The following is a 9021-nucleotide window of genomic DNA, read 5'->3' on the forward strand; positions in this document are numbered from 1 at the left end:
ACACGCGCGGGGCGACACTCTCAGCTTGACCGATAATCCTGCCCCATGAGCACGCATGAAGCCCCCTCCTCCGCCGACACCCTCAGCTACAGCCAAGCCGGTGTCAACTACGACTTGATCGATCCTTTGAAGATCAGCGCCCAGCGCGCCGCCGCCGCCACCGGCGCTCACCTCGGCGCCCACGGCTTCACCGAAGTGCTGGCCTCGCGCGGCGAATCGGCCTATGTGGTCGACGTCGGCCCGTTCTACATTGCCTCCATCGTTGAATGCCTGGGCACCAAGACCCTGGTCGCAGACGAAATGCGCGAGCTGACCGGCAAAAGCTATTACGACAGCATCGCGCAGGACACCATCGCGATGGCGGTCAATGACCTGATTACCGTCGGCGCCACCCCCTTGGTCGTGCAGGCCTACTGGGCCGCCGGCGGCTCGGACTGGTTCGCCGACAAGCAGCGCGCGCAAAGCCTGGTCGAAGGCTGGAAGCGCGCCTGCGATACCTGCCAAGTCGCCTGGGGCGGCGGCGAGACTCCGGCCTTGGCCGGCATCGTCGAAGGCGGCCGCATCGACCTCGCGGCCTCCTGCACCGGCCTGATCAACCCGAAAGAGCGGCTGTCCGTCGGTGACAAACTCGGCGCCGGCGACGTCATCGTCTTGCTCGCCTCCAGCGGCATCCACGCCAATGGCCTAAGCTTGGCGCGCAAGCTGGTTGAGCGCCTGCCGCAGGGCTATTTGACCGAAATTGCGCCCGGCTTGACTTATGGCGACGCACTGCTCGCGCCCACCACGCTTTATTCGCCGGTCACCGAGGCGCTGTTCAAGGCCGGCATCCTGCCGCATTACTGCGCCAACATCACCGGCCATGGCTGGCGCAAACTGCTGCGCCATCAGGCTCAGTTTACTTACCGTATTCACAGCGTACCGCCCGTCACGCCGGTGCTGCGCTTCATGCAAGAGCAGGCCAAGCAAGACGACCGCGAGGCCTATTCCACGCTCAATATGGGTGCGGGCTTTGCGATCTTTGTGAAGGCCGAAGATGCGGCTCGCACGGTCGAGGTCGCCAAGGCCTGCGGCATTGATGCCATCATTGCCGGCCAACTCGAAGAGGGCCCCAAGCAGTTGCTGATCGAGCCGCTGAACATACGCTTTAGCGACGACGATTTACAGCTGCGCTGAGAGGCTGTTCAAGCCTTTTTGGAGCGGATTCCCAACAGCGAGCCAAAGCCCAAGCAAGGCATCGTTTACAATCCGCTTTGACGGGCCTCCTCGCATGGAAGCGCGGCCAACCGGGTCAGGTCGGGAACGAAGCAGCCCCAACCGTTGTGACCAGTGCCGGGGTAAGGCTCGTCAACCCTCTCATCAAGATCCAAGCCATGAAACCTGCCAACGAGCAGGTTTTTTGCTTTTAGCCGGCCTCTTTGCCGGTGTGCAAGCGCCGTCGTCAAACTGCCGTCACATGAATTGCCGACAATGATCCGATGCCCGGATCCTTTGTCGTCTTCGATTCCTTGGTGGAAAAACTCATTGCGTCGATTGCACCGCAAACTGCGCTCGACATCGGCTGCGGCGCAGGCAAATATGGCCAACTGCTGAGCCGCTTGGCACCTGACTGCAAACGCAGCGCCATCGAGGCGGAAAGCAGCTATATCGAGCGCTTCGGCCTGCGCGAGCTTTATCACGAGCTCCACATCGGCACCGCAGCCGACTGGCAGCACCAGGCGCTGGACCGCCAATACGACTTGGCGATTCTGGGTGACTGCATCGAGCACATGCCCAAGAGCGCGGGCCTCGACTTGCTCAATTTCCTCGCCTATCGCAGCGCCTACACCCTCGTCATTTCGCCTGAATTCGTGCTGCAAGGCATTGTCGACGGCGTGATCTCCGAGGCCCATGTGTCGGTCTGGAGCGAGCGCGATCTGGGCTGGCATGACCTGTGGGCCTGGGACAACTGCCGCTCGGTGTCGATTTTTCTCTTGCGCGGCTATTTGCCCGCGCCTGTGAGCCTGAAGCAATTGGTGGAGCAAATCAACGCGGACGCCGTGCCCATCCATGAGTTCCACGATCCGCAAACCCTGGTGCGGCCCGCACGTCTGCGCCTGGTCAACCACTGGCGCGAAACCGTCTACCGGCCGGCGTGAGCAATACATCCGCCGGCGCCTTGGGGCAGGACAGCATCTTCATCAGCATCGCGTCTTTTTGCGATCCGCTGTTGGAGTTCACCATCCGCAGCGCCTTGAGCCAGGCCAGCCGACCGGAGCGGGTCTTCATCGGCGTGGTCGATCAACAAATGCCCACCCTGCGCTTGCAGATCCCTGAGCATTACGCGCAGCAGCTACGCATGGTGCACCTGCATCCGCTCGAAGCCCGCGGCCCTTGCTGGGCGCGTGCGATCGCGATGTCGCTCTACCAAGGCGAGCGCTGGTTCCTGCAGGTCGACTCACACACCTGGTTCGAGCCCGGCTGGGACGAGCGCCTCGTGCGCTGGGGCCATGTCTGCCAAGCCCTCAATCCGCGCTGCCTGATCACCGCCTATCCCAACCCCTTTCAGATGCAGGACGGCCAACCAGTGGCGCAGCTGGTGTCCAAGCAAGTGCTGGCCCATGTGGTCAAGACCGATTGCGTGTTCACTGCGGACCATCCGGTGCTGTATTTCGAAGCGGTGCCAGTGGCCAGCAATCAACCGGTGCTGGGCCTGCACATCGCAGCCGGCTGCTTGTTTGCGCCGGGTGAGCTGGTGAATGCCCTGCCCTATGACCCATTTCTGTACTTCCACGGCGAGGAGCAAGCCTTCGCGTTGCGCGCCTGGACACATGGCTGGGACATCTTCCACGTACCCGCCGTGCCGCTCTATCACCACTATGTCGGCCCCGGTGGGTCGGGCCGGCCCATGCATTGGTCGCCCGAGTTGGACGCGCAGCGCCAGCAGCGCTCCGGCGTGCTCAGCGAGGCCGCCAACCACCGCCTGGCTAATTTGTTATGGCATGGCAAAGACTTGGGCGCCTATGGCTTGGGGCAAGCGCGCAGCCTGGCCGACTACGCCACCTTCAGCGGCATCGACTACAGCGCTCGCAGCATCGCGCCACTGAGTTACAAGGCGCGCTTCGGCTATTGAAGATAAAAAGCGTCGCCGAGTACGTCAGCGTCACTTCCCGTTCGCTTGCGCCGTAGTCATCACCCGCTGCGCATCCATCTGCCCACGCAACTCCTCGGCGACGTTCTCCAGGCGGATGTCATTCCAGCCAAACAGCGGATCATTGATGCCGGTGATTTCGGACGGCGTGCGGCTCAGATAGCGTTTGATCGCTTCTTCACCCACCGCAAACAGCTTGCGATTCTTGGCCTCGGCGTCTTGCAGCGCCAGCGTGCTGCGCTCCAGTAGGCGCGCGGTGACCTGCACCGCTTGCTGACGTTCACCGCTTTCGCGGCGGGCCGCTTGCAATTGCTGCTGCAACTCCTTTTCCCGCGTCCCAGCACTGGCCTCCAGCGCCGATTTCGCAGCCTCAGCGGCTTGCAAATCGGCTTGCAGCTTTTGCGTCAGCTGCTCCAGCGCCTTGAGCTTGGCAGCTTGACCCGAGACCTGCGCGCGTGCCTTGCCGGCGTCTTGCTCGGCGAGCAGTTTCTCTTGCTCCAGCTTGGCCTTCTCGGCACTCAGACTGGACTGCTGCTCTTGCGCAGATTTCAGCGCTGTTTGCGTCCGGCGCAAGGCCTCGCGTTCCTTGGAGGCCTTGGCGTCCTGGGCTTGCGCAGGCAAGGCCGCACACAGACCAGCACAGCAGGACAGTAAAAAGAGCTTCTTCAAATATGGCTTCATGCCCAACCCCTTAGAAGCGCGCATTCAGATCAAGCTGAATCACGTCGATGCGCAGCGGCGCGCTGCTCAAATTGCCGCTGACGGAAGTCGGGTCGCCCGGCACCGCCAAGAAGCGCACTTTGTCATCCAGATTGCGCGAGCTGGTCCAACGCCCGCTCAACCAGAAGTTGCGATCAAAAGCGTAGTTAGTGCCCAGCGACCAGCCCTTGTAATTGGTGCCGCCCAGATGCCAGGTGGTGTCGGTGAAGGCGTCGACCCAGGCATCACGCTCCATATAGCGGTAGGTGATGAAGCTCTGCCAGTCGCCGCGCTTGGCCAGCTTGGCGCTACCGGCTTGCACGCGCGCCTGTACGGCCAGGGTTTTGGCCTCAAGCTTGGACGATGAGTCGCTCAGGCTCATGCCGGAGCGGGCCCGGATGTCGGCCAGATCGAATGCAGTGTTTTTCACCACATCGAGATTGAAATTCAGCATCACCGGCGCCAAGGCATCCAGGCTCAGACCTGCCGTCACATTGACCGGCCGGAACTTCGGCGCCAGCCCCCAAGTCGGCGCGGCCACGCTGGTCGGGTCATTGATATTGATCAGCGTGTTGCCCTTTTGGCGCCAGCCCGCCGAGTACTGACTGCTGAAGTAATTGACCGTGCCGGCGCGTGGGCCGCTTGGCGGCGGATCGGTCTCGCGCACACCCTCGATATGTTTGAAGTCATAGATGGCCAGACCCAGTTTCAGCTGCGTGCCCTTGGCCAGCGTGAATTCGCCGCCGACCTGCGCACCCAGCAACCATTTGTCGCGGCTGCTGAGGTTCAGCTCTTCCAGCGCAAACAGCCCCGCGTTGGCGAAGAAGCCCTGCTGCGGAGAAACATAGTGCTTCATATTGGCGGCAACGCCGTCAAAGTTCAGATCATCCGACCAGGTCAGGTCGCTGCTGTAAAAGGGATTGGGCATGCGGCCAAAGTCGGCACTCAAACCCTGGAAGCCGACCGGAGGCTGCCAGTGCAACCAGGCGCGGTCCAAGGTCAAGCTGTAGCGATTGAAACCACCGCCATTGCCTCCAAGGGTTTGGCTGGTGGAGGTCGGCCCGGTCAGGCCGCCGGTCGACAAACGCATGCCTGCCTGCACCTGCTCAGACAAGAGCGCATCCACATCCAGGCGCGCACGCAAGGTCATGCGCTCGCGGTTGGTGTTGGTGTTGCTGAGATCGGGCGCCCAGGCGGGTGAGCTGGTTTGCGCGCGGTAGACCGAGGCCGGCACATTGCCGTCATCAAACATATCGCCCTGTGCACGTACGCGCATATCGCCGCCGATGCGGATGCGGCCCAGCCAGTCGGGCATCGCGCCCGGCTCACCCCAGCGCTCACTCTTGGCCTGCGCCAGCACCTCGGTCTTGATCTCGTCGCGCATTTGCTGGCGTGCGGTCTCGGGCACATAGGGCACGCGCACCACTTTTTGCGCCGCGCCCGCCCCAGCGGCCGCGCCGGCCGTGGCCGCCAACGGCGTACCCCATTGAGCAGCGCCAGGTGCCCCTTGTTGCTGCGCTTGCTTGACGATCGCGTCGGCGCGCTCGCGCGTGATCAAGCCCTGACCCACCAAGGCTTCAATCAGCGCCTGGGTGGTGGCGCGCAGCGCCGCGAGTTCTTGCTTCTCATCTGCACTGATGCTTTGTGCTTGGGACGGCAAAGCGCAGCTCAAGGCGGTGGCAAGGGCCAGCGCGGAAAGAGGCCAGACGCGGGGATTTTTTGGAGAGCACAGCGTGCTCTGCTTGGCTTTGATCATGATGGGGAACAAAAAAGGGGGAAAGAGTTTTGCTTGCAGGTATTCGTCCTCAAGCGTCAAGCTTGGGGGCGCACACTGAGTCGAAAGCGCATCGGTTGGGTCAGCGCCGGCGGCGGCGGCAGCTTGAACTGGCGGCTGGTTTCGTCCAGCGCCAATCGCATCGCGGTGTCATTGCCGTTGTCGCCGCTGGGCGTCAATTCATAACGCTGAATACTGCCGTCACGCTCCAGCCAGATGGCAAACGTGGCGGTCAGCTGCGCGGCATCGCTTTTAAGCCGACGCTCCAGTTCATCGCGCAAAAGCTGCTTGGCGCTGTTGGCATAGAAGCGCTCTTGCGCACGGTCGGAGGCTGTGGCGCCGCCGCCGGCTGGGCCGCTGGCCGGCGTGCCGCCGCTGTAGTCTTTGCCGACCGAGCCGGCCGCAAAAGCGCTCGGCCCGTCGCCGGCCGCGCCCTCCATCTTCAGCGGCTCATTGGCAGGTTTGGGCGCCTCGGCCTGTTTGATCTGCTCGTCACGCATCACCTGCTTGGGCTCGTCCTTGGGCGGCTCGGGCTTCTTCAGCTCGGGTTTTGGCGGCGGGGGTGGCGGAGGCGGGCTGTCGGGCAAGATGCTGATTTTGGCTACTTTCTGCTTGGGCGCGTCATTGCTCTTGAGCCCCTTGACGGCCCAGATGCCGGCGCCCACGACGGCCAAAAATGCCAGCGCCACGCCCAGCCTGATCAGCCATTTGCGGCTGGGCGCGTCGTCCAGATGGTCTTCTGCGAGTCCACTCATTTTTCAATCACCTCAAGTGCAGTTCAAGTACCAATACGGGCCGTCACCAAACCCATATTGACCTGCAGCTTGTTGCACAGATCGATCACCGCGACCACGCTGGCGTACTGCGTGCGTGCGTCGCCCTTGATCGCCACCGACATTTGCGCGTCGCGACCCTTGGCCGCCAGCAGTTGCGCCTCCAGCTCGTCCAGCGTGACACCCACGCCATTGATCAACACGCCGCCGCCCTCCATCACCTGCACGATTTTCAAATCATGCTTTTCGGTGCTGGGCTTGTTGCTGGGCTTGGGCATGGTGATTGACATGCCCTGCACCGAGGCGGTGGTCATCAAGATGAACACCACCAGGAGCACATAGGCCAGATCCAGCATCGGCGTGACGTTGATCGTGTCTATCGGCTTGACTTCGTTTTGTACTTGCATGGCTTGTGCTTGCTTCTTTTATTCGGGGGCGGCGCGCTTGGTGACCAGGCCAATCTCGGTGATGTCCAGCTTCTTGGCCACCTCCAAGACCTGCATCACCTTGTCGTACTGCGCCGCGGCGTCGGCCTTCAAGACCACCGGCAAAGCCGGATTGCCTGCTTTGTACTGCGCCAATGTGTCACGCAACTGATCCATGTCGACCGGGTAGGCATCTAAATACACGGCGCCATCGGCGGTGATGGTGATGGCCCGCGTTTGCGGCTTGGCCAGATTGCTGGTGGCATGCGTGGTCGGCGACTTCACCTTGACGCCTTGCACCGAGGCGGTGGTCAAAATAATGAACACCACCAGCAGCACATAGGCGAGATCCAGCATCGGCGTGACGTTGATGTCGTCATAGGGTTGGTTGTCACTTTTGACATCGGCCGACATGTTGTTTGCTCCGGATCAAGGCAAGGATGAAATCGGGGACGCGATGCAGTTCAGGGCGCGCCGTGCAGCTCGGCCACGCGGGTGATGAACTCATCGATAAAGATCTGCATGTCTGACGACACGTTCTTGATCTGCGCGGCCAGGTAGTTGTAGGCAAACAGCGCAGGGATAGCCACTGCCAAGCCCGCCACCGTGGCCAGCAAGGCCGAGGCAATGCCCGGTGCGATCGCGTTGACGTTGACGTCACCGGCGGCCGCAATCGCGGCAAACGTAATCATCACGCCGACCACCGTGCCCAGCAGGCCCAGGAATGGGCCGCCGGCAATCGCGATTGTCAGCAGCACCATATTGGAGTTCAGATGCGCGTTCTCACGCACAAAGTCGGCATCCACCGAGGCCTTCACCGCGTTCATGGCCGGGCCACTCAAGACCGGGCCACCGGCATGGCCGACCTTGCGCTTGTCCAGCTGCTCGATGCCGGCTTCATACAGACGGAACAGTGGCGAATGCTTGTGCTTGGCGGTCTGCGCCAAGGTCAGCAAGTCTTTGTCGGCAGCGCGGAAGCGCTTCAAGAAGCTCAGATTGTCCTTGGCCGCGCGGCTCACCAAGATCGCCTTGCTGACCGTGACCCAGAAGGCAACCACAAACATAATGCCCAAAATAATGATGACGATCCAGGCATCGGTGGTCAGGTTCTTGACCAAAATGGCGAAGTGCCCGGCATGTTCTTCACCGCCACTCTCGGCCGTCTCGCGTTGCGAAGCCACCAAGCGGCTCTCGGCACCTTGCGCGCCGGCCGACACCGCCAGCCACTCGGCACTGCGCAAATTGCTGGAGACCTGCAGCTCATCCAACAAGCCCACCGCGCCCTCGCCGACCTTGAGGCTGCTGCCCAGCAAGGGCGTGGCCATATCGCCCTGCGCCACTTGCACGCCGCCGACGAACAAGGTCGCCTTGCCCAAGCCCAGCCGCAGGGCCAGATGGGTCCATTTGGCGGCCGCGATCTCACCGCCCGCCAATTCGGTCTTGCCGCTACTTGCGACCAATTTGCCGCCCTTGACGTTCAGGTTCAAACCGCCCCAATTCAGGACGCCAGCACGCGTCACGTCATCGAGCTTGACCCACAGGCTGACGGTCAGCTGATTGCCGCCGTCCACAATGGTCTTATCACTCAAGGGGTAAACAATCGGCGCGCCGCTGAGCTTGGCGCTGGCCGCCAGCAAGCCGTTGGCTTCAACCGTGATGGGCAATTCCGGCTTGACGCCGCCTTGATGGTCAGCACCTGCTGGCGCCTTGTCGCTGAAGTGAAAAGCCGCCACGGTAGCCGCGTCAAAGCCGGCCGCCGCGACCGAGTCGCCCGGTTCGGCAGCGGCCTTGGCATTGCCCGCATAGACGTAGAACTGATTCTTGTCGCTGCCCGGCAGCACATTGGGCACTTGCACCCACAGCACCGCCAACTCGTTGACGCCGTCAAAGCGCTCGATGCTGAACTTCAGCGGCGTCTTGTCGTCGGCCGCGATCACGCGCAGGTCCGAGCCATCTTCCTTGGCGGCCGTGAAATCAAAGTTACCCGAGTGCAAGCGCACCGCCACGGCCACATTGCTGGCGGCCTCCTTGGTCTCGGTGCCCTGCGCCGAGGTGTTCAAAGTGATGCGGGTGCGGCCGCTCCAGTCGGCATTCCACCAGGCGTGAGCGGCGCCCGGCAAGGCGGAGCCGATCAGAGCGAGGGCCAGCAGGCCGGTACGAAAACTTGCTTTGCGCATTTTGATGATCCAGAAAAATTTGACTGAAAGCGTGACTGTGTGAATG

The 9021-nt window shown here is 62.2% G+C and carries 9 protein-coding genes and 1 other RNA gene; 4 read left to right on the forward strand and 6 right to left on the reverse strand.

Features of this window, described 5'->3' with window-relative positions:
- Positions 1–45: 45 nt before the first annotated feature.
- The 4 genes from LNV09_RS12100 (at position 46) to LNV09_RS12115 (ending at position 3109) form a co-directional block, all read left to right on the forward strand.
- Positions 46–1173 (forward strand): AIR synthase-related protein, encoded by a 1128-nt coding sequence (locus LNV09_RS12100; protein WP_263557337.1) that lies wholly within the window; start codon positions 46–48, stop codon positions 1171–1173.
- 79 nt (positions 1174–1252) lie between these two features.
- Positions 1253–1349, forward strand: an RNA gene (gene ffs, locus LNV09_RS12105) — signal recognition particle sRNA small type.
- Between the two features lie 126 nt (positions 1350–1475).
- Positions 1476–2135 carry a class I SAM-dependent methyltransferase gene (locus LNV09_RS12110; protein WP_263557338.1) on the forward strand — a complete coding sequence of 220 codons (660 nt, stop codon included), beginning with the start codon at positions 1476–1478 and terminating at the stop codon, positions 2133–2135.
- Entirely contained in the window at positions 2132–3109 is a 978-nt protein-coding gene (locus tag LNV09_RS12115; protein WP_263557339.1) for a GlcNAc-transferase family protein, read from the forward strand. Before LNV09_RS12110 ends, LNV09_RS12115 begins: the two co-directional genes overlap by 4 nt.
- Before the next feature lie 30 nt (positions 3110–3139).
- Here the strand turns inward: LNV09_RS12115 and LNV09_RS12120 are convergent, their stop codons facing one another.
- From LNV09_RS12120 to LNV09_RS12145, 6 genes are read right to left on the reverse strand one after another with little or no spacing between them, the layout of a single operon-like run.
- Positions 3140–3808, reverse strand: a complete 669-nt coding sequence (locus LNV09_RS12120; protein WP_263557340.1) for a hypothetical protein — start codon at positions 3806–3808, stop codon at positions 3140–3142.
- A 10-nt stretch (positions 3809–3818) separates the two neighbouring features.
- The gene (locus LNV09_RS12125; RefSeq protein ID WP_263557341.1) at positions 3819–5582 is read right to left on the reverse strand and encodes a putative porin; all 1764 of its coding nucleotides are present in this window, start codon (positions 5580–5582) and stop codon (positions 3819–3821) included.
- A gap of 56 nt (positions 5583–5638) precedes the next feature.
- Positions 5639–6355 (reverse strand): TonB C-terminal domain-containing protein, encoded by a 717-nt coding sequence (locus tag LNV09_RS12130; protein ID WP_263557342.1) that lies wholly within the window; start codon positions 6353–6355, stop codon positions 5639–5641.
- 23 nt (positions 6356–6378) lie between these two features.
- A complete protein-coding gene (locus LNV09_RS12135) occupies positions 6379–6780 on the reverse strand; it encodes an ExbD/TolR family protein (RefSeq protein ID WP_263557343.1) in 402 nt (133 codons plus the stop codon).
- Positions 6781–6798: 18 nt separating this feature from the next.
- On the reverse strand, positions 6799–7212 hold the full coding sequence (locus LNV09_RS12140; RefSeq protein ID WP_263557344.1) for an ExbD/TolR family protein: 414 nt from the start codon (positions 7210–7212) through the stop codon (positions 6799–6801).
- Between the two features lie 50 nt (positions 7213–7262).
- Positions 7263–8975: a MotA/TolQ/ExbB proton channel family protein gene (locus tag LNV09_RS12145; RefSeq protein ID WP_263557345.1), complete on the reverse strand. Its 1713-nt coding sequence runs from the start codon at positions 8973–8975 to the stop codon at positions 7263–7265.
- Between the last annotated feature and the right edge of the window lie 46 nt (positions 8976–9021).

The organism is Paucibacter sp. B2R-40, assembly GCF_025717555.1.
Lineage (GTDB): Bacteria > Pseudomonadota > Gammaproteobacteria > Burkholderiales > Burkholderiaceae_C > Paucibacter_A.

Coding starts and splice junctions, on each gene's coding strand:
- LNV09_RS12100 (WP_263557337.1), top strand. CDS start 46: ATGAGCACGCATGAAGCCCCCTCCTCCGCCGACACCCTCAGCTACAGC.
- LNV09_RS12110 (WP_263557338.1), top strand. CDS start 1,476: ATGCCCGGATCCTTTGTCGTCTTCGATTCCTTGGTGGAAAAACTCATT.
- LNV09_RS12120 (WP_263557340.1), bottom strand. CDS start 3,808: ATGAAGCCATATTTGAAGAAGCTCTTTTTACTGTCCTGCTGTGCTGGT.
- LNV09_RS12125 (WP_263557341.1), bottom strand. CDS start 5,582: ATGATCAAAGCCAAGCAGAGCACGCTGTGCTCTCCAAAAAATCCCCGC.
- LNV09_RS12130 (WP_263557342.1), bottom strand. CDS start 6,355: ATGAGTGGACTCGCAGAAGACCATCTGGACGACGCGCCCAGCCGCAAA.
- LNV09_RS12135 (WP_263557343.1), bottom strand. CDS start 6,780: ATGCAAGTACAAAACGAAGTCAAGCCGATAGACACGATCAACGTCACG.
- LNV09_RS12140 (WP_263557344.1), bottom strand. CDS start 7,212: ATGTCGGCCGATGTCAAAAGTGACAACCAACCCTATGACGACATCAAC.
- LNV09_RS12145 (WP_263557345.1), bottom strand. CDS start 8,975: ATGCGCAAAGCAAGTTTTCGTACCGGCCTGCTGGCCCTCGCTCTGATC.